The organism is Caenibius tardaugens NBRC 16725, assembly GCF_003860345.1.
Lineage (GTDB): Bacteria > Pseudomonadota > Alphaproteobacteria > Sphingomonadales > Sphingomonadaceae > Caenibius > Caenibius tardaugens.
Genome location: NZ_CP034179.1, coordinates 2,755,976 through 2,781,469, shown reverse-complemented (window position 1 = coordinate 2,781,469; position 25,494 = coordinate 2,755,976). Strand labels below are relative to the sequence as shown.

General features: G+C 61.7%; 26 protein-coding genes. 12 read left to right on the top strand and 14 right to left on the bottom strand.

Going from position 1 to position 25,494, the window contains the following annotated elements:
• The 3 genes from EGO55_RS13060 to EGO55_RS13050 are packed head-to-tail and all read right to left on the bottom strand — an operon-like array spanning window position 1 to window position 3,161.
• Window positions 1-708 (bottom strand): SPOR domain-containing protein, encoded by a 708-nt coding sequence (locus EGO55_RS13060; RefSeq protein ID WP_021690347.1) that lies wholly within the window; start codon window positions 706-708, stop codon window positions 1-3.
• 10 nt (window positions 709-718) lie between these two features.
• Window positions 719-2,464: an arginine--tRNA ligase gene (gene argS / locus EGO55_RS13055; protein WP_021690346.1), complete on the bottom strand. Its 1,746-nt coding sequence runs from the start codon at window positions 2,462-2,464 to the stop codon at window positions 719-721.
• A 46-nt stretch (window positions 2,465-2,510) separates the two neighbouring features.
• Entirely contained in the window at window positions 2,511-3,161 is a 651-nt protein-coding gene (locus EGO55_RS13050) for a hypothetical protein (protein ID WP_021690345.1), read from the bottom strand.
• 127 nt (window positions 3,162-3,288) lie between these two features.
• Here EGO55_RS13050 and ispH point away from each other — a divergent pair, with 127 nt between their 5' ends.
• From ispH to rnhA, 3 genes are read left to right on the top strand one after another with little or no spacing between them, the layout of a single operon-like run.
• Window positions 3,289-4,263 carry a 4-hydroxy-3-methylbut-2-enyl diphosphate reductase gene (gene ispH, locus EGO55_RS13045; RefSeq protein ID WP_052023677.1) on the top strand — a complete coding sequence of 325 codons (975 nt, stop codon included), beginning with the start codon at window positions 3,289-3,291 and terminating at the stop codon, window positions 4,261-4,263.
• A 14-nt stretch (window positions 4,264-4,277) separates the two neighbouring features.
• A complete protein-coding gene (thrB, locus tag EGO55_RS13040; protein ID WP_021690343.1) occupies window positions 4,278-5,261 on the top strand; it encodes a homoserine kinase in 984 nt (327 codons plus the stop codon).
• Window positions 5,262-5,275: 14 nt separating this feature from the next.
• Window positions 5,276-5,716, top strand: a complete 441-nt coding sequence (gene rnhA, locus EGO55_RS13035) for a ribonuclease HI (protein ID WP_021690342.1) — start codon at window positions 5,276-5,278, stop codon at window positions 5,714-5,716.
• Window positions 5,717-5,839: 123 nt separating this feature from the next.
• Here the strand turns inward: rnhA and EGO55_RS13030 are convergent, their stop codons facing one another.
• From EGO55_RS13030 to EGO55_RS13020, 3 genes are read right to left on the bottom strand one after another with little or no spacing between them, the layout of a single operon-like run.
• Window positions 5,840-6,016 (bottom strand): YegP family protein, encoded by a 177-nt coding sequence (locus EGO55_RS13030; RefSeq protein ID WP_021690341.1) that lies wholly within the window; start codon window positions 6,014-6,016, stop codon window positions 5,840-5,842.
• A 57-nt stretch (window positions 6,017-6,073) separates the two neighbouring features.
• Entirely contained in the window at window positions 6,074-7,171 is a 1,098-nt protein-coding gene (locus EGO55_RS13025; protein WP_040715712.1) for an NAD(P)/FAD-dependent oxidoreductase, read from the bottom strand.
• Window positions 7,172-7,182: 11 nt separating this feature from the next.
• On the bottom strand, window positions 7,183-8,172 hold the full coding sequence (locus EGO55_RS13020; RefSeq protein ID WP_021690339.1) for an alpha/beta fold hydrolase: 990 nt from the start codon (window positions 8,170-8,172) through the stop codon (window positions 7,183-7,185).
• Between the two features lie 72 nt (window positions 8,173-8,244).
• On the opposite strand from EGO55_RS13020, the gene EGO55_RS13015 reads away from it, so the two are divergent.
• The 7 genes from EGO55_RS13015 to EGO55_RS12985 all read left to right on the top strand — a co-directional run bounded on the left by EGO55_RS13015 (window position 8,245) and on the right by EGO55_RS12985 (window position 15,500).
• Window positions 8,245-8,739, top strand: a complete 495-nt coding sequence (locus EGO55_RS13015; RefSeq protein WP_021690338.1) for an A24 family peptidase — start codon at window positions 8,245-8,247, stop codon at window positions 8,737-8,739.
• 83 nt (window positions 8,740-8,822) lie between these two features.
• Window positions 8,823-9,830, top strand: a complete 1,008-nt coding sequence (gene cpaB, locus EGO55_RS13010; protein WP_021690337.1) for a Flp pilus assembly protein CpaB — start codon at window positions 8,823-8,825, stop codon at window positions 9,828-9,830.
• A gap of 61 nt (window positions 9,831-9,891) precedes the next feature.
• Window positions 9,892-11,463, top strand: a complete 1,572-nt coding sequence (locus EGO55_RS13005) for a type II and III secretion system protein family protein (RefSeq protein WP_021690336.1) — start codon at window positions 9,892-9,894, stop codon at window positions 11,461-11,463.
• A 13-nt stretch (window positions 11,464-11,476) separates the two neighbouring features.
• Window positions 11,477-12,130, top strand: coding sequence for a CpaD family pilus assembly protein (locus EGO55_RS13000; protein ID WP_021690335.1), 654 nt, complete (start codon window positions 11,477-11,479; stop codon window positions 12,128-12,130).
• A 3-nt stretch (window positions 12,131-12,133) separates the two neighbouring features.
• Window positions 12,134-13,414 (top strand): Flp pilus assembly protein ATPase, encoded by a 1,281-nt coding sequence (locus EGO55_RS12995; protein ID WP_021690334.1) that lies wholly within the window; start codon window positions 12,134-12,136, stop codon window positions 13,412-13,414.
• Between the two features lie 78 nt (window positions 13,415-13,492).
• On the top strand, window positions 13,493-14,464 hold the full coding sequence (locus tag EGO55_RS12990; RefSeq protein WP_021690333.1) for a type II secretion system F family protein: 972 nt from the start codon (window positions 13,493-13,495) through the stop codon (window positions 14,462-14,464).
• Window positions 14,465-14,486: 22 nt separating this feature from the next.
• On the top strand, window positions 14,487-15,500 hold the full coding sequence (locus EGO55_RS12985; RefSeq protein ID WP_021690332.1) for a type II secretion system F family protein: 1,014 nt from the start codon (window positions 14,487-14,489) through the stop codon (window positions 15,498-15,500).
• Between the two features lie 64 nt (window positions 15,501-15,564).
• Here EGO55_RS12985 and mtnP read toward each other — a convergent pair whose 3' ends face one another.
• Window positions 15,565-16,440 carry an S-methyl-5'-thioadenosine phosphorylase gene (mtnP, locus tag EGO55_RS12980; RefSeq protein WP_021690331.1) on the bottom strand — a complete coding sequence of 292 codons (876 nt, stop codon included), beginning with the start codon at window positions 16,438-16,440 and terminating at the stop codon, window positions 15,565-15,567.
• Between the two features lie 105 nt (window positions 16,441-16,545).
• The gene (clpB, locus tag EGO55_RS12975) at window positions 16,546-19,125 is read right to left on the bottom strand and encodes an ATP-dependent chaperone ClpB (RefSeq protein ID WP_021690330.1); all 2,580 of its coding nucleotides are present in this window, start codon (window positions 19,123-19,125) and stop codon (window positions 16,546-16,548) included.
• A gap of 278 nt (window positions 19,126-19,403) precedes the next feature.
• Here clpB and EGO55_RS12970 point away from each other — a divergent pair, with 278 nt between their 5' ends.
• Entirely contained in the window at window positions 19,404-20,048 is a 645-nt protein-coding gene (locus tag EGO55_RS12970; protein ID WP_021690329.1) for a TetR/AcrR family transcriptional regulator, read from the top strand.
• Window positions 20,049-20,084: 36 nt separating this feature from the next.
• On the top strand, window positions 20,085-20,627 hold the full coding sequence (locus EGO55_RS12965; RefSeq protein ID WP_021690328.1) for a nuclear transport factor 2 family protein: 543 nt from the start codon (window positions 20,085-20,087) through the stop codon (window positions 20,625-20,627).
• Between the two features lie 70 nt (window positions 20,628-20,697).
• Here the strand turns inward: EGO55_RS12965 and EGO55_RS12960 are convergent, their stop codons facing one another.
• The 6 genes from EGO55_RS12960 to rpsU all read right to left on the bottom strand — a co-directional run bounded on the left by EGO55_RS12960 (window position 20,698) and on the right by rpsU (window position 25,422).
• Window positions 20,698-21,156 carry a tRNA (cytidine(34)-2'-O)-methyltransferase gene (locus EGO55_RS12960; protein WP_021690327.1) on the bottom strand — a complete coding sequence of 153 codons (459 nt, stop codon included), beginning with the start codon at window positions 21,154-21,156 and terminating at the stop codon, window positions 20,698-20,700.
• Window positions 21,157-21,187: 31 nt separating this feature from the next.
• Window positions 21,188-22,684 carry an Asp-tRNA(Asn)/Glu-tRNA(Gln) amidotransferase subunit GatB gene (gene gatB / locus EGO55_RS12955; protein WP_021690326.1) on the bottom strand — a complete coding sequence of 499 codons (1,497 nt, stop codon included), beginning with the start codon at window positions 22,682-22,684 and terminating at the stop codon, window positions 21,188-21,190.
• A 1-nt stretch (window position 22,685) separates the two neighbouring features.
• Window positions 22,686-24,170, bottom strand: a complete 1,485-nt coding sequence (gatA, locus tag EGO55_RS12950; RefSeq protein WP_021690325.1) for an Asp-tRNA(Asn)/Glu-tRNA(Gln) amidotransferase subunit GatA — start codon at window positions 24,168-24,170, stop codon at window positions 22,686-22,688.
• Window positions 24,170-24,472 carry an Asp-tRNA(Asn)/Glu-tRNA(Gln) amidotransferase subunit GatC gene (gene gatC / locus EGO55_RS12945; RefSeq protein ID WP_021690324.1) on the bottom strand — a complete coding sequence of 101 codons (303 nt, stop codon included), beginning with the start codon at window positions 24,470-24,472 and terminating at the stop codon, window positions 24,170-24,172. The genes gatA and gatC overlap by 1 nt, the downstream gene beginning before the upstream one ends.
• 69 nt (window positions 24,473-24,541) lie before the next feature.
• Window positions 24,542-25,123: an FKBP-type peptidyl-prolyl cis-trans isomerase gene (locus EGO55_RS12940; RefSeq protein ID WP_021690323.1), complete on the bottom strand. Its 582-nt coding sequence runs from the start codon at window positions 25,121-25,123 to the stop codon at window positions 24,542-24,544.
• A 92-nt stretch (window positions 25,124-25,215) separates the two neighbouring features.
• Window positions 25,216-25,422, bottom strand: a complete 207-nt coding sequence (gene rpsU, locus EGO55_RS12935; protein WP_021690322.1) for a 30S ribosomal protein S21 — start codon at window positions 25,420-25,422, stop codon at window positions 25,216-25,218.
• Between the last annotated feature and the right edge of the window lie 72 nt (window positions 25,423-25,494).

Genomic DNA, 25,494 nt, shown 5'->3' with positions numbered 1-25,494 from the left:
TCAGCGCTTGACCTGACAGGCCGTGCCAGCGGCCTTAAGCCGGGAACACAGCGCCTCCGCCGAAGCGACATCGCCGGTTACCGCCTGAAGCCGGTACACAGTGCCGATATCGGCCGTGCCCTGCACGATCCGGTACTTGTAGCCATGCAACGCCTCGTTCGCGGTGTAGAGCGTGGTCCAGCCCGCCTGCGCCTGTTCCTTGCTGTTATAGGCGCCGACCTGCACCCCAACGCCCGGAACATTGGCCGTATCGTTCGCCCCATCGTTCACCTTGCCGCCAGCCGCATCCGGCTGTTTGGCGGGCACGCTGGGTTTGGCGGCCGGGGCTGTGGCCAGCTTGCTGTCGGTACTGGCCCCTTCGCCCACCTTGAAGCTGGTATCGCCGGTGCCGGCAAATTCCTTGCCGCCGGGATTCTCGGGCCTGGTCTTGTAAGGGGCATCGGGCGCCTCGATCGTGCGGCCATCAGCAACCAGTTCGGCGCTGTCGCCGCGGTTGCCCAGCCACCAGATCAGGCCAACAATCGCAACCAGCGCAGCAAGGCCGATCAGCGCAAAACCGACCAGACGGCCCGTATCGACGCCTTCCTCGACATCCTCTTCGCCGGACTCGAGCCAGGGGAGACGATCGTCTTCGTCGTCCAGCGCGAGCTGTGCGGTGCTGCCCGTTCCGAACGAACCCCCATCACCGTTGCGGCTGAATTCCCCCATTCCGCCCATCCTACAATTCCTCCACTGCCTCCACGCCCAGCAGGGCGAGACCGTTTTTCAACACTTGTCCGATCTGGATAGCAAGGAAAAGCCGCGCACTGGTTAATTCTGGGTCATCTACAACAATATAGCGTTTGTCCGGACGGTCGTTGCCGAGATTCCAGTAGGCATGGAACGCTGCGGCCAGATCGTTGAGGAAGAAGGCAATGCGGTGCGGTTCGCGCGCGGCAGCCGCCGCTTCGACGGTCCGCGGGAATTGCGCGGCCAGCTTGACCAGTTCCAGTTCTTCCGCGCCCAGCCGTTCGACATGATCGGGCGCAGGCGCAAGGCCCTGTTCGGCAGCCTTGCGCAAGGTCGAGGCGATCCGCGCATGGGCATATTGCACGTAGAAGACCGGGTTGTCCTTGCTCGCTTCCACCACTTTGGCGAAATCGAAATCCATCTGCGCCTCGGGTTTGCGGGTCAGCATGGTGAAGCGCACCACGTCCTTGCCCACTTCGCGCACAACATCGGCCAGCGTCACGAAAGTGCCCGCCCGCTTCGACATTTTCACCGGTTCGCCATCGCGCAGCAATTGCACCATCTGCACCAGCTTGACTTCAAACGGCAGCGTCCGCCCCGCGCCTTCGGTCAGCGCGGCGACAGCGGCCTTGATCCGCTTGACCGTGCCGGCGTGGTCCGCGCCCCAGATATCGACCAGCGCGTCGGCGCTTTCCGCCTTCTGGAAGTGATAGGCCAGATCGGCCCCGAAATAAGTCCAGTTGCCGTCGCTTTTCCGGATCGGGCGATCCTGATCATCCCCGAAACGGGTCGAACGGAACAGCGGCAGTTCCACCGGCTCCCAATCGTCAGGCGTCTTGCCCTTGGGGGCTTCGAGAATGCCGTCGTACACCAGATCGTGCGCGCGCAGCCATGCTTCGGCTTCCGCCGGTTTGCCTGCCGCCTGCAGTTCCGCCTCGGATGAAAACACATCGTGCCGGATGCCCAGAAGGGCGAGATCGGCCCGAATCATGTCCATCATCGCGGCAACGGCGCGGGTGCGGAACAGGTCCAGCCATTCGGATTCGGGTGCGGCGGCGTAACGATCCCCGAATTCCTGGGCCAGCGCCTGCCCCACGGGAACCAGATAGTCCCCCGGATAGAGCCCTTCGGGGATTTCCCCCACAGCTTCGCCCAGCGCCTCGCGATAACGGATGTGCACCGAGCGGGCGAGCACCTGCACCTGCGCCCCCGCATCATTGATGTAATATTCGCGCACCACCTTATGGCCCGCATATTCCAGCAGCGTCGCCAGCGCATCGCCCACCACGGCCCCCCGGCAATGCCCCATGTGCATCGGCCCTGTGGGATTGGCAGATACATATTCGACGTTGACCGTGCTGCCACCGCCCGCATCGGAACGGCCATAGTCGGCGCCCAGCGCAGCGATACCGGCAATTTCCCGGCGCCATGCCCCATCGGCCAGCCGCAAGTTGATAAAGCCCGGCCCGGCAATTTCCGCACTGGCGACATCGGGCAGTTCGCCCAGTTTCGCAGTCAGCAATTCCGCCAGCGCGCGCGGATTGGTTTTGGCGGGCTTCGCCAGCACCATGGCCGCGTTGGTGGCAAGATCGCCATGGCTCGCGTCGCGGGGTGGCTCGACGGTGACATTGTCGCGCGGCAAGCCTGCGGGCAGCGCGCCTTCCCGTTCGAGTGCATCCAGCGCCGTGGCGATATGGGCCGCAAAGGCGGCGTAAAGCGTAGTGATATCCGACATGGTCCGCGCGGTTAGCGGGTTTACGCGCGCGGGGAAAGGCTGTCGCTTAACGTGTGACGTTATAGGCCAGTTGATCCTTGGTCAGCTGGAAGCCGATCAGCAGCTCAAAACTGGCGCGGGCGAGCGCGGCTTTCACTTCCGGATCGGTCAGCGGATCGACTGCCGCATCGGCATCGCCCGATTTGCGCCGCTGGGTGATTCGCTTGCGAATGTCTTCCGGCAGCGTCGCTTCAGCGCGATTGACATAGGCCGCAGCCTGCGCCGATGCCTGTGCCCGTTCCTGACCCGGTGCGAAATTCAGCGTTACCGTGCCGACTCGCTTGGACACGATCGAACTGTCACCGCGCACCACCGTGGAAAAATAGGGCAAGGTTACCGAAGCCGGACCCTGCGTATTGTAACGGCGGGCCACCACATCGAATGTTGCAGCGGAATAGACTTCGGCCGATTCATCGTTGCAGGTCACGCGCACATTGGTGATCGCGGCCGTGACATCCATCGATGCGGCCGTGCGATCGGCGGATTTGAACAGCGTCACATCGCCCGTGTAATCGGGAATGCCGACAGCGGGACATACCGTGCGCAGCGCGGTGATCCCGATGCCTTCTTCCACGACAATGTCACCCTTGGACTTGCAACCGGCGAGGGCGGCAGTAGCGCAAAGCGCAAGAGCAAACAGGCGAAAGCGAGCGGTCATGTTCGTTCCTCGTCGAAAGGTCGGGGAGCAGCCCTACGGCCTGTACCGAGAAAGCGCAACGGGTCTGGGGCATTTCACCTGAAGCGCAAGCTTGCTGGAACCGGCCGCAATCCGTAGAGGCACTGGCATGAATGCAACCCCGCCAAACCCAGTGACAAAAGATGGATTGCCGCCGCTGACCGTGCTGGTGGCCGCGCCGCGCGGTTTTTGCGCCGGTGTCGACAGGGCGATCGAGATCGTCGAACGCGCGCTCGAACGCTATGGCGCGCCGGTCTACGTGCGTCATGAAATCGTCCACAACCGCTTTGTCGTCGATGGGCTGAAGGCAAAAGGCGCTGTTTTTGTGGAAGAACTGGACAAGGTGCCCGATGGTGTGCCGGTGGTGTTCAGCGCCCACGGCGTGCCCAAGGCCGTGCCCGCCAATGCCGAAGCACGCGGGCTGGACTATCTCGATGCCACCTGCCCGCTGGTCAGCAAGGTCCACCGTCAGGCGGAACGCCAGGTCGAAGCCGGGCGCCATATCGTGTTTATCGGTCATCGCGGCCATCCCGAAGTCATCGGAACCTTCGGACAGGTACCCGATGGGGCGATGACGCTGGTCGAATCGCTGGACGATGTCGCCACGCTGGCATTCGCCACCGGCACGAAGCTGGCCTTCCTGACACAGACGACGCTTTCGGTGGACGATACCGCCGCCATCGTTGCCGCACTGCGCCAGCGCTATCCCGATATCGTCGGGCCGAAAGCGGAAGATATCTGCTACGCCACGTCCAACCGGCAGGCGGCGGTCAAGGCGATCGCACCCGAATGCGATCTGGTGCTGGTGATCGGCGCGCCGAATTCCTCCAACTCGGTACGGCTGGTCGAAGTCGCGGATCGCAGCGGCACCCCGGCACGGCTGATTGGCCGCGCCAGCGATATCCAGCCCGAATGGCTGGACGGTGTGGGCACGGTCGGGATCACCGCCGGTGCCTCAGCGCCCGAAGTGCTGGTACGCGAAGTCATCGACCGTTTGGGCGAATGGCGCAGCGTGGAAGAGCGCACGCATATCGCCGCCGAGGAACGTATGATTTTCAAGCTGCCCCGCCAGCTTACGGAATGAGGTTCGCACGCTAAATGGCCGTTTACACCCATCTCGGTGCCGAGGAACTCGCCAGCCTTATCCAGGAATACGATGTCGGCACGCTCACCTCTGCCAAGGGCATTGCCGAAGGTGTGTCCAATTCGAACTGGCTGATCGAAACCACGGGCAAGGATGGCACCGGGGCACGTTTCATCCTGACCATGTACGAACGGCGGATCGATCTCAACGAACTGCCTTTCTTTCTTGGGCTGCTCGATCATCTGGCCGCGAAAGGCTGCCCGGTACCGCGCACGATCCATGATCGCGCAAACCGGGCCTATCGCATGCTGGGCGAAAAGGCCGTGGCGCTGATCGAATTTCTGCCGGGGGTATCTGTCGATCATCCCGAACCGGCGCAGGCACGCTCCGTCGGGGCAGCGTTGGCCGGCATCCATCTGGCTTCAGCCGATTTCCCGGCAAGCCGCGCCAACGGCCTCAGCCTGCCAAGCTGGCGCGAACTGGCGGACGACTGCGGGGAAGCCGGCCTTGCCTCGATCAACCCCGAACTGCCTGACCTCGTGCAAGGCGAACTGGCCTTTCTTCAGGCGAACTGGCCCGCAGCCCTGCCGCATGCGGTGATCCATGCCGATCTGTTCCCCGACAATGTCCTGATGCTGGGCGATGCGGTCGGCGGGCTGATCGATTTCTATTTCGCCTGCAACGATATCGCCGCCTACGATCTCGCTGTCACCCATGCCGCATGGTGTTTCGAGGCGGATGGCAGTTTCCGGCCCGCCGTGGCCGCCGCGCTGATCGAAGGCTATTGCGCAGTCCGCCCGCTTTCGCGCGATGAACGCCACGCCCTGCCCGTTCTGGCGCGCGGCGCGGCCATGCGTTTCATGATGACCCGCGCCTATGACTGGCTGCACACGCCGGCGGACGCGCTGGTGACCCGCAAAGACCCGATGGATTTTGCCCGGCGGCTGCGATTCTATGCGGAAAAGGGCGATGCAGCCTTTCCGCTACCGCACGATTGAGGCATGGCAAGCGCATGAAACATGTCGAGATTTTTACCGATGGCGCCTGCAAGGGTAATCCCGGCCCCGGTGGCTGGGGCGCACTGCTGCGCATGGGCAAGCATGAAAAGGAACTATCCGGTTCCGATCCCCATACCACCAACAATCGCATGGAAATGACCGCCGCCATTCGCGCGCTCGACGCCCTGATCGAACCGTGCGAGGTGCTGCTGCATACCGACAGCAAATATGTGATGGACGGGATCACCCGCTGGGTTCACGGCTGGAAACGCAACGGCTGGGTCACCGCCAGCAAGAAGCCGGTACAGAACGCCGAACTGTGGCACGACCTGATCGAGGTTGCCGCCAAGCACAAGATCGAATGGATCTGGGTCAAGGGCCATTCGGGCCACCCGGAAAACGAGCGGGTCGATAAACTGGCCAGTGATGCCGCCATCGCGGCGGCGCAAGGCTAGCCCCAAGGGCGCATATCCGACCTTTCCCGGCCTGAAAACGCCCGGACCAACGGCAACCGGTGCGCATAGCACAGCAAGGCATCCTTGCTATGCCCCCGCACCGGCATGCCGGTCAGAGCACAATCAAGTGGCGTCGACGGTTTCTGCCGCCGGGCCGTTCTTCTTTATGGAATCAATGGCGTTCTGGGCGCTTGCCTTGGAAGCATAGCCTTCCGTCCAGAACATCGTTTCTGCATTGTAGCAGAAGTAAGCAACGTATTCGCCTTTCTTGTTTTTCCGAATCTCGAAACGATGCGCCATAACGACTCTCCACATGGTTGCTGAGCGCGTGGAGACTAGCGCGCCTGCAAGACTTGGCTAGCCGAATCTTGCAGGGCTGTAGAGCGCCGGATCAAGCCTGCGGGTCATATCATCGGACGACAGGTTCAGAAGCAACTGTCCCGCCAGCCGCGCTGCCGCAGGGGCGGTCTGAATGCCAAATCCCCCTTGCCCGGCGAACCAGAAAAAGCCCCTGTTACGCGGATCAAAACCATAGATCGGGAGCCGGTCGGGCGCAAAACTGCGCAAACCGGCCCATTTGTGTTCCAACTGCGCGATGCGCCAGTCCACAGTCTGTTCCAGCCGGTCGATCGCCTGTGCCAGATCGATTTCCTCGGGCGCCGCGTCGCAGGGGGCACTGGGCGTTTCGTCATGCGGGCTGAGCCACAGGCGCCCGCTTTCCGGTTTGAAGTAGAAACTGCCCCCGATGTCGAGCACGACGGGCATATCCGCGCGCGGTTGCGGTTCCGTCCGCAATTGCAGCATCGTGCGCCGGTAGGGCTGAATGCCCAGAGGGCGCACACCCGCCATCCCGGCCACCACATCGGCCCAGGCCCCGGCGGCGTTGACAAGAACCGATGCGGTATATTGGGTGCCGTCAACCAGAGTCAGGCTCCAGCCTGACGCCACCCGTTCCAGCGCGGTCAACCGGCTGCGACAGCGCGGCTGGGCACCCGCAGTCCGCGCACGCGCCAGAAAATGCGCATGCAGGCCCCCAACGTCGATATCCTTGCTGTCAGGTTCATAGATCGCATCGACCCATTCCGCGCGCAAACCGGGTACCGCCTGTTCCATCGCGGCGCGATCCCAGCGTTCCAGCCGGATTCCCAGCGCGGAAAACTCCGCCTCGAACGCATCCAGCAGGCCCCGCTGATCCGCCCGTGCGATGTTGAGCCCACCACGATCATGGAGGAACCCCGCCTCGTTCAGCCAGCCGCCCGATGCGGCTGTCAGCGGCTGGACTTGCGGCCCGCCATAACTTTCCACCCAGAAGGCCGCGGAACGCCCCGTTGCGTGGTAACCGGGCGCATCCTCCATTTCGAGAAGGAGAACGCGGGCATGCGGCGCCACCTCAGCCGTCAGACTGGCTCCGGCCATTCCGGCACCGATCACAGCAATATCGAAATTCGCTGAAATGATAGCCTCGCTTACCCGACGGGTTCCTGTTGCGGCGCGACGCGATCAAGGAAACCATCGATCGCCCGCAGCGCCCGGTCCCTGACCGAATCCGTCTCACGCAGAATCTCATGGCGCGCCTCCGGCCCGAAAAGCAACTCTTCACAATCGGGCAAGCGCCGCACGGCGCGCGCTATCGCGCGCGGATCGACAAGCCGGTCCTTCGCCGTCGCCAGAATCAGGACCGGTATCGTCACCTGTTCCAGCACCCCCGGCCGGGCCAGCGCGCGCGTTGACGCAAAGGCGCGTTCCACCCAACCCCAGCTGCCCGGTCCCATCACCAGTTCGGGCCGATGGGCACGCCACCACAGTTCATCCGCATAACGATCCGGATCGTGAGTCAGCAGGTCGGCGCGGTCAGCGGGCAATTCCCCGGGTTTTTCACTCCACCGCCAGGCAGGACGGCGCGGATCGCCAAGCCGGGTCATGGCCCAGGCGACGCCATGCAACACGGGCACCGGAATCAGGCTCGCGCTTATGCCCAGCATCGGCGCAGAAAGGACTAGCGCATCGGGCGCGACCCGGTGTTCCGCAACCGCGCGCAAGGCAAGATGCCCGCCCATCGAATGCGCGATCAGAATGCATGGTCCGCAACGATCCGCCCTCCATTCCTGCCAGAACGCGGCAAGATCATCGATCCATACCGAGAAATCGGAAACGTGCCCGGTCACCGGATCGGCGCCCAACCGGCCTGATCCGGCCTGCCCGCGCCAGTCCAGCGCTGTCACCTGCCAGCCTTGACCGGCCCAGTAATCCAGCGTTTCCAGATACTTTTCATAGAACTCGCCCCGTCCAGGCAAAAACAGGATCGATCCCCTGCCCACACGGCCCGTGCCCGTCCAATCGATCCGTCGGATCGCGAACCCGTCGGGGGCATGCCACAGGCTTTCGCATGCGCCAGCGGGGATCGTCCGCGTGGTGGCCCGCCCCTGCGCTTGCTGTTCGAGTTCCTGAATAATCAACCTCCTTCGTGGTTACCATTTGGTAAGTCATGTCCGTTATCCCTGTCTCCGGGGCCAAACCGGGGGCTAGAAATGCAAAACGGGTTATTCCACGATTTTCTTCTTGTCGCACTCGCAGCGTTGCTGCTGATCGCGGCCTTTACAGATATCCGGCGCCGTCAGATCGACAACTGGCTTAATGCCATAATCGTGCTGGGCGCGCCGTTGTTCTGGTGGGCCAGCGGGCTCAGCCTGTGGCCCGGTCTGGGCATCCAGATCGGTCTCGCCCTCGGTACTTTCGCTATATTGGCAGGGCTGTTTGCGCTGCGCGTGATGGGCGGCGGCGATGTGAAGCTGCTCTCGGCGCTCGCGCTATGGTTTCCGCCCGCCTCCTTCATGCAAGTGCTTCTGGTCATGGCGCTCGTCGGCGGTGTGCTCACGATCTTCCTGGGCAGCTGGCACGTCATGCGTCGCCAGAAGGACAAACTCACCATTCCTTATGGTGTCGCGATCGCCGTCGGCGGGATCTGGATCTTGGGCATGGAGTACCTCGGGGAACTGCCCGCACAAGCGAGCCTTTTGGGGTGAACCGGATTTTAACCATTTTCGTCCTAACACAAGGGCGTGATGTCCGGACAGGACCGGACATAATCAGGGGGGCCTAACAAGCCATGGACAAGAAAAAGCTGATACTGCTGATTGGGGCGCTGGTCATTGCGATCGGCACAGCACTTGCCGCCCGCAGCATGTTTGCAGGGGCATCCGCACCGCAGGCAACAGCAGCAGCCGCACCGGCGGAACCGCAAGGTCCGAAAGTGCTGGTCGCACAGCGCGCGCTGCCGATCGGCACGATCATCACGGCAGATTCCATCAGTTTCCAGGCCTGGCCCAAGGAAATGGTCGACAACGCCTATTATATCGATGGCGAAACCGACATGGAAAAGCTCCTTGGCACCGTCGTGCGCCACCCCGTCATGGCTGGTGAACCGGTTACGCAGGGTGCGCTTGTCAGCCCCGGTGATCGTGGTTTTCTTGCCGCAGCTCTCGGGCCCGGCATGCGCGCGGTTACCGTTCCGGTTTCGGCCAAGACCGGGGTTGCCGGCTTTGTTTTCCCCGGCGACCGGGTTGACCTTGTCCTGACCCAGTCGGTCAAGGGGCAGGAAGATACGCCCCTGCGCGCATCGGAAACCTTCCTCAGCAACATCCGCGTTCTCGCGACCGACCAGTCCACCGAAAGCGAAATCGTCGACGGCAAGACTGTCGTCCGCGCATTCCGCACGGTCACGCTCGAGGTCACGCCAAAGATCGCGGAAAAGATCGCGGTCGCCCAGACCATTGGCACGATCAGCCTGTCGCTGCGCTCGCTCGCGGATAACGAAGGCGAACTCGAACGTGCCATCGCATCGGGCAATGTCGACGTGCCCGCAGGTGCCTCGAAGGACGAGGAAGAAAAAATCATCCGCACGGCCATGAGCCGGCCTCAGGATCGTTCGACCAGCTTCGTCACAGGCGCCGATGTATCACGTTTCCAGCGCCGCTCGATGCCTGCAGCCAACCCTGCGGCAGGGGCGTCTGCCCCCGCCATGGGTGGGGCACCTGCCGCCATGGTCCCGATGGGCCCGATGGTCCGGGTGACGCGCGGCAAGAATACCGAAGCCGTTCCGGTCGGGAAGAAGTGACGTGACCCTGGACCGCACAGCAAACCAGTTCCCGCGCAGCGCGCAAACAAGGGGCAACCATATGAAACGCCGGCTTACTCTCGCCATCATCGGCGCCGCCTGCACCATTACGCCGATCACGGTGCTGCCCATGGGCGCAGCGCAGGCCCAGTCGGTCAACCGGCCTAACGAGATGGTCGAACTGTCCATCGGCCGTGGGCGGCTGGTGACAGTACCCGGCACGATGGCCGACATCTTCGTCGCCAACGATACGATTGCCGATGTGCAGGTCAAATCGCAACGTCAGCTCTATGTCTTCGGCAAAGCCGGCGGCGAAACGACGGTCTATGCCAGCAACGCCTCCGGTGCGGTGATCTGGTCTGCCAACGTCCGCGTGGGTTCGAACATCGACAGCATCGACCAGATGCTGTCGCTCGCCATGCCCGAGGCCAAGATCGGCGTCGCGACGATGAGCAATAACACGGTGCTTCTGACCGGTACGGTTGCCGCGCCGGAAGACGCCGCCGAGGCCGAACGGCTGGTCAAAGCCTATATGGGCGAAGGCGCCAACGTGATCAGCCGCCTGAAAATGGCAACGCCCCTGCAGGTCAACCTGCGGGTCCGCTTTGCCGAAGTCAGCCGTTCGCTGGTGCGCAATCTTGGCGTCAATCTGGCCAGCGCGGATTCCTCCAGTGGCTTCCAGTTCGGTATCGGACAGGGTCGGCAAGGCTGGCTCCCGCAATACACCCCAAGGGGACCTGTCGGCACCGGTGTGACAGAAGGCGGCGACGGAACATCCGTCATCACCAATATCGCTGGCGGCACCACGATTTCCGGACTCGGCAAATTCCTCGGGCTCGATCTGGTCAGCGCGCTCGATCTCGCGGAAACCAACGGACTGGTGACCACGTTGGCACAGCCCAATCTCACCGCGCTTTCGGGCGAGACAGCGGATTTTCTGGCTGGTGGCGAGTTCCCCATTCCTCTGGCGCAAGGGCTGGGAACAACCAGCATCGAGTACAAGAAGTACGGGATCAGCCTGGCCTATACCCCCACGGTTCTCGCCAATGGCCGTATTTCCATTCGCGTCCGGCCTGAAGTGTCCGAACTCTCATCGCAGGGCGCGGTGATTTTCAACGGCACCCAGGTTCCCGCTCTGACCGTGCGCCGCGCGGAAACGACCGTTGAACTTGGCTCTGGCCAGAGCTTCATGATTGCCGGACTGCTGAACAACAATGCGCAGAACGCGATCCAGAAGGCGCCGGGCGTCGGCGACCTCCCTATTCTGGGCGCGCTGTTCCGTTCCACGGAATTCCGCAAGGGCCAAACCGAGCTGGTGATTGTGGTCACCCCCTATCTGGTCAATCCGGTCAACGACAGGGACATCAAACTGCCGACCGATGGCTTCCGCGCCCCGACGGCATTTGAACAGTTCATGGGCAACATGGAAAGCCGCGGTGTGACCGGCGGCACGCGTCCGCTGCCCACGACAGACCCGGAAACGCCAACCGATCCCACGATCGGATACGCCGACGATGCCTTGCTTGCACCGTCGAAGCCGGATCTTGCCGGCAGTGAAAAATCGCGCGGCAAATCGCGCAAACCGAGCCGTAAAGCGAAAACCGCTGCCACGCCCGGTTTCAGCCTGAACTGAGAAAGGGAATCCGATGTTCGATCGCATGACCAAACCACTGGCCGCCGCCATTCTCCTCGCAATAGGGATGACCGCGGCAGGCTGTTCCAGTTCGAGTGCTGAACGGCGTGGGCTTGAAAGCCTTCACCAGCCGGTCGTGAAGCGTACCAACTATACGCTGGACCTCGCAACCGGCGGCGGCGGACTTTCGGTTCCCGAACAGCGCCGACTGGCGGACTGGTTCGAGACGATGGACCTGCGCTATGGCGATCGCGTTGCGCTGGACGATCCGCTGGGCAGCTATGCCACGCGTGAGGCAATTGGCGAAATCGCTGCAAAGTACGGTATTCTGCTGGCCGATGGCGCGCCTGTGACACCCGGCTATGTGTCGGCTGGCAATGTGCGTGTCGTGCTCACCCGGTCTACGGCCAGCGTTCCCGGCTGCCCCGACTGGTCTGACAATTTCGCCGCCACGCTGGGCAACGAGACCAATTCCAATTTTGGCTGCGCGGTAAACAGCAATCTGGCCGCCATGGTCGCCAATCCCGAAGATCTGGTGCGCGGTTCCTCCAGCAAGGGTGAAACCGTCGTGATGTCGTCAACCAAGGCGATCGACAGCTACCGCGCGAAGCCCGTCACCGGGACCAAGGAACTCAAAGCCAATACAACGTCAGACGCAGGGAATTAAGCCATGAACGCTCCTTGGAAACCCGGCATGGCCGGAAATCGCGATCCCTTCTCCGCGTTCGTGTGCGACGATGCCACACTGGACCAGTTGCGCCCGGTCATCATCGAAATGGGCTGGCAACCGGAAAAGTGCAACAGAGGCGGATTGCGCAATGCCGTGCAATCGCTTTCGGTCAGCGCCAGCCCGGCCATCCTGCTGGTCGACCTTTCGGAATGCGGTGATCCGCTGAACGATATCAACGGACTGGCCGAAGTCTGCGAACCGGGCACCGTGGTGATCGCCATCGGCCAGGTCAACGATGTCCGGCTTTATCGCGACCTGCTGGCCAGCGGTATTCACGATTACCTGCTGAAGCCGTTGAGCGCATCGCAGCTGCGGGATTCGCTTACGCATGCCCAGATGGTGTTTGCCGCGCCCAAAGGCGGGGATGGCACCGCAGCCAAGCGGCACATCTCCACTGCAATTGTGGGCGCACGTGGCGGTGTCGGCGCATCCACGCTGGCGACTTCGCTGTCGTGGCTGTTCAGCATGGATCACAAACTGCCGACCGCCCTGCTCGATCTGGATGTCCATTTCGGAACGGGCGCCCTGACGCTGGATCTCGAACCGGGACGCGGATTGACCGACGCCATCGACAACCCCAGCCGCATCGACGGGCTGTTTATCGAGCGCGCGATGATCCGCGCGAACGACAATCTGGCGATCCTTTCAGCCGAAGCGCCCATCAGCGCACCGCTGATGACCGACGGCGCAGCCTTCATCCAGCTCGAGGAAGAATTCCGTCAGGCTTTTGATATGACGGTGATCGACATGCCGCGAAACATGCTGATCAATTTCCCCCATCTTCTGGGGAACGTGAATATCGTGGTGATAACGGCCGAACTGACGCTGGCCTCCGCGCGCGACACGATCCGCATTCTTGCCTGGCTGAAATCGAACGCACCGCACACGCACCTGATGGTGGTCGCCAACAAGGTGCAGCCCGGTACGGCCGAAATCACCAAGGCCGATTTCGAAGCCTCGATCGAGCGCAGGATTGATTTTCTCGTCCCGTTCGATCTGAAAGCCGCTGCCAATGCGGCCAAGCTCGGCCAGACATTTATCGCGGCCAATCCTTCGAGCAAGGCAAGTGCGATAGTGCGCAATGTCGCGCAGGCAATCATCCACAGCGACATCGAACCCGATGAAAGCGGCGAAAGCACAGCTTCGAAAAGCAAAAGCTCGCTGCTCGGCAAGATCGACCTCAAGGGGCTGATTGCCAAGAAGGAAAAAGCGAACGCCTGATCGGATTCCGCGGGGAATGGCTGAGGTAACAGCCCCCCGCGAACCGACAGCCATCGCCGGAATAGTCAGAGGCGGACCATGAGCATACCTCAAATGTTGCTGATCGCCGTAGGGCTGATGCTGACGCTGCTGCTGGCGTTCGCGGCGTTTTCTGGCCCTTCGGTCGCCAAGGCAAGCGCGCGCCGGCTTCAGACCGTACGCGAACGTTATGCCGAGAGCACGTCGGACCGGGTCGAAGCGCAGTTGCGCAAGGCTGTCGCCGCACGCAAGCCGAAGATGCATCAGGTCGCCGGTTCGAAATCGCGGATCGAGGCCCTTACCCTGCGTCTCCATCGTACCGGAAAACCCTGGACTGTGGCGCATTACATCTACGCCTCTATCGGGCTCGGTCTCGCTATCGCATTGCTGATATACCTGAAATCGGGTGCTCTCTTGCTTGCCTTGGGTTTTGGCTTCGTCATTGGCGGCGGTTTGCCGCACATGGTGGTCAATAGTCAGGTCAAGAAACGCACCAATGCCTTCACCACCAAATTCCCGGATGCGATCGAACTGCTGGTTCGTGGCTTGCGTTCGGGCTTACCGGTAACCGAAACGCTTGGCGTGGTAGCGCAGGAAGTTCCCGGCCCGGTGGGTGAGGAATTCAAAGCCGTCGTCGACCGCATCAAGGTCGGGCGGACCATGGAAGAAGCACTGCAGGAAACATCGGACAGGCTCGATACCGCAGAATTCAGCTTTTTTTGCATTACGCTTGCCATTCAGCGCGAAACGGGCGGCAATCTGGCTGAAACGCTCTCCAATCTGGCCGATGTGCTGCGCAAGCGCGCGCAGATGAAACTGAAGATCAGGGCGATGTCGTCCGAATCCAAAGCCTCAGCCTACATCGTCGGGTCTCTGCCATTCTTCGTGTTCGGCATGGTCTGGTTTGTGAACCCGGAATACATCGGCCGGTTTTTCATCGACGAGCGTCTGATAGTTGCGGGTATCGGCGGCTTCATCTGGATGTGCATTGGCGGCTTCATCATGGCCAAGATGGTCAGCTTCGAAATCTGAGCGAGGACAGGCGACAACGATCATGATCAACACTCCTCCGGGCCCCACTCTCCTCGGTTTCGACGTCTTTCTCGTCGGTACCATTCTGGCTGGCATCGCAGCTCTGGCTGTCATGTTCGCGATCTACGCCGCCGTGACAGTGCGCGATCCGATGGCCAAGCGGGTCAAAACCCTCAACGCCCGTCGCGAACAGCTCAAGGCCGGGATCATAACCAGCGCGGCGAAGAAACGTGTCAGTATCGTTCGAAAGAACGAAACCACCGACAAGATGCGGTCGGCCCTGGAAGGCATGAAAGTCTTACAAGATACCGAACTCAAAAAAATTCAGCAGAAGCTGGCGCAAGCTGGCATTCGTAACAAGGAAATCGCCGTCGCGGTCGTGTTCGGACGACTGATCCTGCCGATTGTCTTTGGTATCCTCGCGGTTATCCTGTTCTACTTTTCCGACACGTTCCCCGAATGGGGCCCGTTGAAACGTTTCTTCGGCTTTGCTGCGATGACCGTGGGCGCCTACAAGGCCCCGGATATCTATATCAAGAATCTCATCAGCAAGCGCTCTGACGCCATTCGCAAGGGCTTGCCCGATGCGCTCGACCTGCTGGTCATCTGTGCGGAAGCCGGTCTCACGGTGGACGCAGCCTTTAACCGCGTTGCCCGGGAACTGGGGCGCGCCTATCCGGAACTGGGTGACGAATTCACCCTGACCGCGATCGAGCTGGCATTTCTGACCGAACGCAAACAGGCCTTCAACAACCTGGCCTACCGCGTCGATCTGGATGCGGTGCGCGGGGTCGTCACCACGATGATCCAGACGGAACGATACGGCACGCCGCTGGCATCCGCCCTGCGCGTGCTCTCCGCCGAATTCCGCAACGAACGCATGATGCGCGCGGAAGAAAAAGCCGCGCGTCTGCCCGCGATCATGACCGTGCCGCTCATCCTGTTCATTCTGCCGACGCTGTTCGTCGTCATTCTCGGCCCGGCGGCCTGTTCGATTTCGGACACCTTCGCCAGCGGGGTGATGAAACCAAAGTAAGCAGGCGGGACCCGGCTGGAAGGCCGGGTCTTTCGCTTCTGCCCGGCGCGAAAAACCGGTGTGTTCAGCGGCGGGCAGCAATCCTTCCCGCCACCGCATCGAGTTTGCACCACATAGCGGCATCCTGCGCACCGGGCGCCGTGATAAGCGCGCCATCCAGCGCCCTGTCCGCAGCAACGGCAACGCGATTGGCGGGCAGGCTTTCCGCCAGACATCGCAAGGTGCGCCGCGCAATGGCCGCATTGGCCTGCATCACCGCCAGCACATCCGAAACCTCGACCCCGGCTTCGCTTTCGCGCCAACTGTCGTAATCGGTCACCATCGCCAGCATGGCGTAGGGCAATTCGGCCTCACGCGCCAACCGGGCCTCGGGCATCCCGGTCATGCCGATAACGTCCGCCCCCCATTGGCGATACATGCGGCTTTCCGCGCGTGTCGAAAATTGTGGGCCTTCGATCGCGATATAGCATCCGCCGCGGTGAACCTTGCCCCCCGCGTTCTCGGCTGCGCTGCTGGCCAGTTCGGCAAGGCGTGGACACACCGGGTCCGCCAGGCTGACATGGGCGACCAGCCCGGTATCGAAGAATGTGCTGGCCCGCCCCATGGTGCGGTCAATCAACTGGTCGACCGCAACGAAAGATCCGGGCGCATAGCCTTCCTGCAGCGATCCCACGGCGGACATGGCCAGAAGGTCGGTCACCCCGCAGCGCTTCAACGCGTCGATATTCGCCCGGTAATTGACTGTGGACGGCGAAAGACGATGCCCCGCGCCGTGCCGCGCGATGAAACTGAAACGGATCGCCCCGATCCTGCCGAGCGTGACCGGGCCGGACGGTTCCCCGAACGGGCTGGCAATCGCAATCTCCTGGGCATCTTCCAGCCCGATATCGCTGTACAGGCCGGAGCCCCCAATGACCCCGATGTGCCATTCGTTCTGCACTGCCAATCTCCCCTGAACCGCGCCCCGGGTTACGGCAGCAGGCAAAGGGCGGTCAAGGCGGGAACCCACAAGGAATAAGGCCCCGGTTTCCCGAGGCCTTCCCATTCAGTTGACCGTGATATTCAGCGCACCGTCGCCTTCATCGATATGGACGGTCGAGCCATCGGGGATTTCCCCGGCAAGCAGCCTTTCGGCCAGCGGATCCTGCAGATAGCGCTGGACCGCCCGCTTGAGCGGACGCGCGCCATAGACCGGATCATAGCCGACCCGGCCAAGCCAGCGCTCCGCCGCATCGGTGAGATCGAGCGTGATCTTGCGATCCTTCAGCAGCTTCTGCACCCGCGCCACCTGAATATCGACAATCGGCCCCATGTGTTCGGCGCCCAGCCGGTGGAACAGGATGATTTCATCAAGGCGATTGAGGAATTCAGGCCGGAAGTGGCTGCGCACCACATCCATGACCTGCGGTTCCACACTCTCCACGTCCTGCCCTTCCTCGAGATTGGCAAGATACTGGCTGCCAAGGTTCGAGGTAAGGATGATCAGCGTATTGCTGAAGTCCACCACGCGCCCCTGCCCATCGGTCAGACGGCCATCGTCCAGCACCTGCAGCAGCACGTTGAAGACATCGTTGTGCGCCTTCTCCACCTCGTCGAACAGCACGACCTGATAAGGCCGCCGCCGTACCGCCTCGGTCAGGACGCCGCCTTCCTCATAACCGACATAGCCCGGAGGGGCACCGATCAGGCGCGCCACCGCGTGCTTCTCCATGAATTCGCTCATGTCGATGCGCACCATGGCAGTGTCATCGTCAAACAGGAATTCGGCCAGCGCCTTGGTCAGTTCGGTCTTGCCCACACCCGTCGGGCCGAGGAACAGGAAACTGCCCAACGGCCGGTTCGGGTCCTGCAAACCCGCACGGGCACGCCGCACGGCCTTGGACACCGCGACAACGGCATCCCTCTGCCCGATCACGCGTTTGCCCAGCATGTCTTCCATTTTGAGCAGCTTTTCACGCTCGCCTTCCATCATCCGGTCCACGGGCACGCCCGTCCACCGGCTGACGACCGCAGCGATATCGTCCTCCGTCACTTCTTCGCGCAGCAAGGCGTTGCTCGTCTGGCCCTGGGCATCCGCCAGTTGCTTTTCCAGTTCCGGAATGCGGCCGTAGGACAGTTCACCCGCCCGTCCGAGATCGCCCGAACGCTGCGCCTGATCGAGTTCCATCCGCGCCTGATCCAGTTCTTCCTTCACCTTGCTTTCGGCGGCGATCTTGTCGCGTTCGTTCTGCCAACGCGTGGTCAACTCGCTGGAGCGTTGCTCAAGATTGGCCAGTTCCTCACGCAGGGCGACCAGGCGGTCCTTCGAAGCCTGATCGGTTTCCTTGCCGAGCGCCGATTCCTCGATCTTCAACTGGATGATACGCCGGTCGAGGCCTTCGATTTCTTCCGGCTTCGATTCCACTTCCATGCGGATGCGGCTGGCCGCTTCGTCCATCAGATCGATCGCCTTGTCAGGCAGGAACCGGTCGGAGATATAGCGGTTAGAAAGCGTCGCCGCCGCCACGATCGCGCCATCCGTAATCCGCACGCCGTGATGCAGCTCGTAACGGTCCTTCAGGCCGCGCAAGATCGAAATCGTGTCCTCAACCGTCGGTTCACCCACGAAGACCGGCTGGAAACGACGCTGCAATGCGGCGTCTTTCTCAACGTACTTCTGATATTCGTCGAGCGTGGTCGCACCGATACAATGCAGTTCGCCGCGCGCCAGCGCGGGCTTGAGCAGGTTGCCCGCATCCATCGCCCCTTCGGATTTGCCCGCGCCGATAAGCGTGTGCATCTCGTCGATGAACAGGATGATGTCGCCTTCGGCGCCTTTCACTTCGTCGAGCACTGCCTTGAGCCGTTCCTCGAATTCGCCACGATATTTCGCACCGGCAATCAGCGCACCCATATCGAGCGCCATCAGCTTGCGGCCTTTCAGGCTGTCGGGCACGTCGCCATTGGCGATGCGCAGCGCGAGCCCTTCGGCGATGGCCGTCTTGCCCACGCCAGGATCGCCGATGAGGACCGGATTGTTCTTCGTCCGCCGGGCGAGGATTTGCACCGTACGGCGAATTTCCTCGTCGCGGCCGATAACCGGATCGAGTTTGCCGTCGCGCGCCGCCTGCGTCAGGTCACGCGCATATTTGCCAAGGGCATCGTAGCTTTCTTCCGCACCGGCACTGTGCGCGGCGCGCCCGCCGGTGACATCCTGAATGGCCGTTTCCAGCGCCTGCGGGGTTACATTCGCCGCTTTCAGCGCCTGCCCGGCCGGTGTGTTGGCCGCAAGGGCCAGCGCCTGCACGATCCGCTGAACCGGCACGTAACTGTCACCCGCCTTGGTCGCGAGCTGTTCTGCCTGATCGAGAATCCGCACGGCATCGTTATCCAGCCCGGGCGTCTGCTGCGCCCCGCCGCCCGATACCGCCGGAATTTTCGCCAGCGCCTTGTCCAGTTCCTGCGTGGCGAATTGCGGATTGCCGCCTGCCCGCTGGATCAGCCCGGCCGCCATCCCTTCCTTGTCTTCCAGCAGCGCCTTCAACAGATGTTCCGGCGTGATCCGCTGGTGATTCATGCGGATTGCGCCGGTCTGCGCCGATTGGATGAAACCTTTTGCACGATCGGTGAATTTTTCGAGATTCATGAGTCGTCCCTCATACCTTTCGGCAAAAGATAGTGTTGCCTGTTTGCAACACAAGGACATGGATCAAATTTTATCGCGATATCATGCCGCATCGACGCGCGAGCCGAAATCCGGTTCCTCAGCCCTTGCGATATCCCGTGCCCGGCGCCTGTCCTTGGGGGCCCGCTCCTCCATGGCTACATCCCATAAATTATGACAGAACGTCTAATCTTTTTGACAAAATGTCAGATATGGATGTACGCTCGCGAAATCGGGCATTTGAAAGAGTCGTAACGCCTATGTCTTCCGTCGCACTGACCACACCTCTGACGGACCATCTGGCATCGCTGAAGCTGATCGATGCCCGCAGCCTGCGCGGCGAAACCACGCGCCTGCGCATTCTCGAGGCAGCCAAAAACACCTTCACGCGGCTGGGTTATGAACTGACGACCGTGGATGACATTGCCAAAGAAGCCGGCATCAGCCGCCCCGGTTTCTACGTCTACTTCCCGACCAGGTTCAGCGCGGCAGAAGCGCTTGCCGAATATGTGGGCGTGTTCATTCTGAAAGATTTCGACGCGCTGGCCGCACTCGGCCCGCATCCTGCACAGGAAGATCTGGCAATATGGGTGTTGCGCCGCTTTGCGGTGATGATCGAACAGCACGAATATATGCGCATATTCCGCCACGTGGTCGCGGTTGAACCATCGTTCGCAGCGCGCACCCGCGCCCGCTATGCCGAAGCGTTCTACCGGCTCGCCCCGGTTTACCCCGCCTTCGCCCGTGCCGCCGATGCGCCTGATGGCGAAGATGCCGTGCGTGCCCACATGCTGCTGTCGCAACTGGACCAGTTGTCGATGGATCTGATCGCCGGATGGCGCGCCGACCCAGAAACGATCGCCGCCATTTTCGCCGGCGAACTGGCGCGATTTCTCAACTCATAACCAAGCGTAATGCGAAAATACAAAGGAGAGGGTGCAATGTCCTATACTGTTGAGCAGTTGCCTGATCTTGAAGCGATCAAGCGTCTGAAAAGCCGCTATTGCCGTGCGACCGACCTCGGTGACGAAGCTTTACTGCGGCAAATTTTCACAGAAGACGTTACCGTGGAATATCGCGGCGGCGCTTATACGGCGATGGCCAACGGCGTCGATGAAATGATCGATTTCCTGATGAATGCGCATCACTCCGAAATGATCACCATGCATCAGGCGCACTTGCCCGATATCACCTTCACCGGCCCGGATTCCGCGGAAGGCATCTGGTATTGCGAAGATTTCCACATCGCGCTCGACCGCAAGGAAATCACCATGGGCTGCCTGATCTACACCGATCAATACGTGCGTCGGAACGGGGAATGGCTGATCGCGCGGACCGAATACAGCCGCGTCTGGGAAGCGTTCGAACCGTTGCGCCCCGGCATCCAGATCACAGCGCACCAACTGGCCCGCACGGGCCGGCAACCGGGTGAACGCAAGAACATCGATCATCTGCTGCACTGGAAAGATCGCGCAGCCGCCTGAACCAGGCGCCGTCGCCGCCGTTGCACAGCCAATCGGTTTTGCAGCGGCGGAAGACCGCGAGGTTTTGCGATCAGAACTTGCCACGCAGCGCCTGATAGGCCGCAACCGCCACCGTATTCGACAGGTTCAGCGAACGGATATGCGGTGAACGCATCGGCAGGCTGACAATCCGGTGCGCCAGAGGTTCCACAATTGCCGTGGGCAGGCCCTTCGTTTCGCAACCGAACACGAGATAGGCATCATCCGGATAGGCCGGTTCATCGAAACGCATCGCGCCGTATTCCTCGTAAAGGAACATCTGCTCTTCCCGCGGGGCACGCGCCGCCAGAAAGGCATCCCAGCAATCGTATTCGGTGAGCCGGACGTGCTGCCAGTAATCCAGCCCCGCCCGTTTGAGATGCTTGCTCGATATCTCGAAGCCATAGGGCCGGATCAGGATCAGCTCGAGATCCAGCGCCACGCAAGTGCGCCCGACCGCCCCGGTATTGTGGGGGATTTCCGGATGGACGAGAACGACGGCCACAGACATGCTTCGCCGTTCCCGCCCCGGCCAGACGTGCTCAGGCGAGCTTCTGCTTGAGAATTTCGTTCACCACCTGCGGGTTGGCTTTGCCCTGCATGGCTTTCATGGTCTGACCAACGAAGAAACCGAACAGGGCTTCCTTACCGCCCTTGTACTGTTCGACCTTGTCGCCATTGGCCGCAAGAACCCCGTCGATGGCCGCTTCGATCGCGCCCGTATCGGATTCCTGCTTCAACCCTTCGCGTTCGACGATCACGCCAGCGCCATCACCGGTTTCAAGCATCTTTTCCAGCACCTGCTTGGCGATGGAACCGGAAATCGTGCCATCACCGATCAGCGCCAGCAGTTCCGCCCCCGCCGCAGGGCTGATCGGGCTGTCGTCCAGCGCCTTGCCGAGCTTGTTCAGCGCGCCGAACAGTTCGGAAATCAGCCAGTTGGCAGCCTGTTTGGCGACATCAGCCTCGCTCTTGCCCTGTGCCTTGGCCGTTGCTGCCACGAGGTCTTCGAACCACCGGGCCGTATCAACTTCCGCCGTCAGCACCCCGGCGTTATAGGCAGACAGCCCCAGCACGGTTTCATAACGGGCAACCTTGGCATCCGGCAGTTCCGGCAGGCTGGCGCGGCAATCTTCCAGGAAGGCATCGTCCAGTACCAGCGGCAGCAGGTCCGGATCGGGGAAATAGCGATAATCGTGCGCATCTTCCTTGCTGCGCATCGAACGCGTGGTGCCACTATCAGGATCGAACAGACGGGTTTCCTGCACCACCGTGCCGCCCGCTTCGAGCAGATCGACCTGGCGGTTCGCCTCGATTTCCACCGTCTGCATCACGAAACGCACGGAATTGACGTTCTTGGTTTCCGTCCGCGTGCCGAATTCTTCACCCGGGCGGCGCACCGATACGTTCACGTCCGCGCGCATCGAGCCCTGATCCATATTGCCGTCGCACGAACCGACATAACGCAGGATCGTGCGCAATTTGGAGAGATAGGCCCCGGCTTCCGCAGGCGAACGCATATCGGGGCGGCTGACGATTTCCATCAGCGCCACGCCCGAACGGTTGAGATCGACGTAGGACATCGTCGGATGCTGATCGTGCATCAGCTTGCCCGCATCCTGTTCCACATGGATGCGTTCGATGCCGATGGTCTTGGTCGTGCCTTCGGGGTTCTTGTCGTCCAGCGTGATATCGATCGCGCCTTCGCCCACCAGCGGATGGTAGAGCTGGCTGATCTGATACCCCTGCGGCAGATCGGCGTAGAAGTAGTTCTTGCGGTCGAACCGGCTCCACGTGTTGATCTGCGCATTGATTGCCATGCCGGTGCGCACGGCCTGACGGATGCATTCGCGGTTCAACACGGGCAACATGCCCGGCATCGCCGCGTCAATCAGGCTGACCTGCGAATTCGGTTCCGCCCCGAAAGCGGTGGCCGAGCTCGAGAACAGCTTGGCGTTGCTGGTGACCTGCGCGTGCACTTCGAGGCCGATCACGACCTCCCATTCACCGGTTGCGCCCTGGATGCGATATTCGCTCATCTTACCACCACTTTTCCGGCTTGGCCGTGAAGCCAGCCCGCTGCTCGATCGCGAGACCCGCGTTGAGCACACCCTGTTCATCGAACGCATTGCCGATGATCTGAAGACCGAGCGGCAACCCTTCGCGGTTCAGGCCGGCCGGTACCGACATCGCCGGAAGCCCGGCAAGGCTGGCTGGAACCGAGAACACGTCGTTCAGATACATCTCCAGCGGATCGCCCGACTTTTCGCCCAGGGCGAAAGCCGCCGTCGGCGCGGTCGGCGCGAGGATCACGTCGCACTGCGTGAACGCCTTCTGGAAATCGTGGCTGATCAGCGCGCGAACCTTCTGCGCCTGCGTATAGTAGGCATCGTAGAAACCGGCCGAAAGCACGTACGTACCGATCAGGATACGGCGTTTCACTTCCGGTCCGAAACCATCGGCACGCGTTGCTGCATACATATCCTGCAAGCCCGCCCCTTCGGGCAGATCGCGCAGGCCATAACGCACCCCATCGTAACGGGCGAGGTTCGACGACGCCTCTGCCGGGGCGATGATGTAATAAGTCGGCAGGGCATATTTGGTGTGCGGCAGCGAGATATCGACGATTTCCGCGCCGGCATCCTTCAGCCAGGCGATGCCGTCATCCCAGCTTTTCGCGACATCATCGTCCATCCCGTCCATGCGGTATTCGCGCGGAATGCCGACTTTCTTGCCCTTGAGATCGGGGGAAAGCCCGGATTCCCATGCAGGGACCGGCAGATCGAGGCTGGTCGAATCCTTGGGATCGAATCCGGCCATCGCTTCCAGCATGATCGCACAGTCGCGCACATCGCGCGCCATCGGGCCTGCCTGATCGAGCGAACTGGCAAATGCCACCACGCCCCAGCGGCTGCAACGGCCATAAGTCGGCTTGATGCCGGAAATGCCGGTGAATGCCGCAGGCTGGCGGATCGAACCGCCGGTATCGGTACCTGTTGCCGCCGGGCACAGCCGCGCCGCGACAGCCGCGCTCGAACCGCCCGACGAACCGCCGGGCGCCAGGGCCGCATTGCCGCCGTCATTACGCCGCCAGGGCGAAATCACATTGCCGAAGTAACTGGTTTCGTTGGAAGACCCCATCGCGAACTGGTCGAGATTGAGCTTGCCCAGCATGCCCGCACCCGCATCCCACAGCTTTTGCGAGACGGTGCTTTCGTAAACCGGTTTGAACCCTTCGAGAATGTGCGAAGCGGCGGTGGTCTGCACGCCATTGGTGGCGAACAGATCCTTCATGCCGATCGGCACACCGGCCATCTTGCCCAGCGCCTTGCCTGCGGCGCGGTCGGCATCGACCTTGTCCGCCGCGGCCAGCGCCTGTTCGGGCGTGGCAACGATAAAGGCATTCAGATTGCTGGCTGCTGCGACATTGGCATTGAACGCTTCGGCCACTTCACGCGCGGAAAAGTCGCCCTGGGCGACCCCTTCGCGAATGGCGGCGACGCCCAGTTCGGTAACATCCGTCATTATTCGATCACCTTGGGCACGCCGAAAAAGCCATGTTCGGGCGCCGGAGCATTGGCCAGCACGGCATCCCGCTTGTTACCACCGGTCAGCGGATCGGCATCGACCACGTCATCGCGCAAACGCAACGTGTTCGGAATAACCGCCGTCATCGGTTCGATGCCGGTTACATCCACTTCACCCAGTTGCTCGACCCATTCGAGAATCTGGTTGAGTTCGGGCACCATCGCCTCGACCTCGCCATCGCTGACCTTGATCCTGGCCAACGAGGCAATCCTGGCCACAGTGGCTTTATCGACAGACATATCTGCCCCTTTACAACTGAAATCCCGGCGTTCTTCCGGGGAAGAACGCCCGTTCTGCGCTTGTTGCGCTTATTGCCCGGGCGCCGGCTGCGCGCCCAGCGGCGGTTGCCCGCCCTGTATTTGGCCGCCCTGTGCCTGCTGCATCATTTGCTGAAGCATACCAAGACGGCTCTGGAAATCTTCTTCCGACATGAAGTCGACCAGTTCGATATCGAACGTCAGATCGGCATTGGGCGGAATCGGCGCGCCCTGCGGCGGGTTGGCACCATAGGCCTTGTCCGCCGGAATCTCGAGCCGGTACTTCCCGCCCTTCTTCATCTTCAACGCGCCTTCACGGAATCCCGGAACCATCTGCGCCAAAGGCAGCGGCTGCCCCTTCGGGAACACACCGTCGATCGGCAGTTGCACGTCCTTGCCTTCATCGAACACCGTGCCGTCCGGCAACTTGCCGACATAGCGAGCGAAAATCACATCGGTCGCGCCGGGCGATTCGCCCGTGCCCGCTGTCAATTCAACCACTTCGACACCATGGGGAACCGAAGCATAAGCCAGGCCTGCGCCCGCCAGAAGGACGGCAGCGACACCGATCCACAGCTTGGGCAGCGAGCCCTTCTTGATCGGCAGAATCGGAACGCGGGTAATTTCGGTCATCCAACAAGTCCTTCAGAGGCAGCCCGTAGAAAGCAAAAGGGCGCGGAAACGAATCCGCGCCCTCTTGGCTTATCGAGGAGTGACGATCAAGCTTACTTGACGCCGTCACGCTCCATCCGCTTGCGCTCCAGCTTGCGGGCGCGGCGGACGGCTGCGGCCTTTTCACGGGCACGCTTTTCGCTCGGCTTTTCGAAGTGGCGACGCAGTTTCATTTCGCGATAGACACCCTCACGCTGCAGCTTCTTCTTAAGCGCGCGGAGAGCCTGGTCGACGTTGTTATCGCGAACGATGATCTGCATAAATTCCGGTACCTCAACAGCTCTGGGCGACTGCCCACAGCGTGGGTTATGCCTCCCTGAAATCAGAAAATC